The organism is Corynebacterium sp. HMSC05E07, from assembly GCF_001807225.1.
GTDB lineage: Bacteria > Actinomycetota > Actinomycetes > Mycobacteriales > Mycobacteriaceae > Corynebacterium > Corynebacterium singulare.
In genome coordinates this window covers 1-1,466 of sequence record NZ_KV788210.1, presented here as the reverse complement: position 1 = coordinate 1,466, position 1,466 = coordinate 1, and the positions used below count along the sequence as shown (strand labels likewise).

The 1,466-nt window shown below is 53.5% G+C and carries 1 protein-coding gene; it reads left to right on the top strand.

Annotation, left to right across the window (positions count from 1 at the left end):
* The first annotated feature begins 192 nt into the window (after positions 1 to 192).
* Positions 193 to 1,392, top strand: a complete 1,200-nt coding sequence (locus HMPREF3149_RS03705) for an IS1249 family transposase (protein ID WP_070536730.1) — start codon at positions 193 to 195, stop codon at positions 1,390 to 1,392.
* Positions 1,393 to 1,466 lie beyond the last annotated feature (74 nt).

Sequence of the window (1,466 nt, the reverse complement as noted above, 5' to 3'; positions counted from 1 at the left end):
CGGTTTATCCACACGAAATGTCCCTTAAGCGGCCTAAACGACAGGATGTGTTGGTGAGGTTGAATGGTTAGCCGGCCTGGCGTGCTGGTATTAGGATTATTTCACTTATTCGAAGGGATAACCCAGCCTCGGGCCGGAAATACCGCCAGGGGGTGTGCTGGTGTGCTAGCTGCCTAGGTTCACGATGAGAGGATGAGTAAGAATCATCCTCGATGCCCCGTCTGTAGCGGGGCGTGCACCAAACACGGAACGACGAGTGCTGGTCACCAACGATGGCGATGCCGCACCTGCAAGGCCACCTTCACCCGTACTAATGACGACGCAGTACAAGCAAAATGGTTTCGCCTTTTCATCTCCTGGCTCATCTCAGGCCACAGCCTGGCACAGACAGCTAAATCTTGTGGAGTTTCATCACGAACTCTGCAACGCCGGTTCAAAACGTTCTGGTTTATCCAACCTCCCCGAAATGTTGATAAGCAGCGAATCTACGATCAAATCTTCATCGACGGCACCTACTTCAACACCAAGTGCCTTGTCGTAGCTGCTGACTCCAGCCATGTCATCAACTGGTTCTGGTGCACGAAGGAATCCTCCTGGTCGTATATGCGCTTGCTCGACGAGATAGCCCCACCACAACTGGTGACCTGTGATGGGGATTCCGGAGGACTTAAAGCATTACGCCGCTTATGGCCTAATACCCCAGTTCAACGCTGCATTGTCCACGTCAAACGCAATATCCAACGCGCCACAGGCCTTCACCCCACCTCGCCGATGGGCAAAGCACTACAACGACTTTCCTTTGAACTGCTCGCCGTTGACAATCTGGATAAAGCAGCCGAATGGACAGTCAAGCTACACCAATTCGGCACCGTATTTAGCGCCCAGCTCAAAGCCAGGACGTACGTCAAAGACGTGCCCTTCGAGCAGATTCCGAAATCCAAACGCGGCAACAAAAAATGGTGGTACACCCACGATGTTCACCGTGGTATCTACCTGCAGCTAAAGAAAATGAGTCAACACGGACACCTCTTTGCCTACCTCACCCACGCTAAAGAAGGCCAACGGTTAGAGCGCACAACCAACAGCCTGGAAGGCGGGGTGAACTCACAAATCAAGCAATTAATGCACGCCCACCGAGGACTACGCGACGAGCAACAACGCATCGCCTGCGACTGGTGGCTCTACCTCCACACGCAGCTGCCTGACGACCCTGTAGAGATCGCCAGGCAGCAAAACTGGGGCCAGGACGCACTCGCCAAAGCACAAACCCTAGCCAACCAGGAAACTCAAGCTACTAGCGGCCATGAGGACGGCCGACCAGCAACCTACGACAGCGCCATCGACACTGCCTACAACCACTCTATGGGAATACGCAAAGGTCACATACGCTAAAACCCCAACCCCACCAACACAATCTGTCGTTTAACTCGACACGCCGGAAAACAACACGTTTTGTCGTTTAGGCC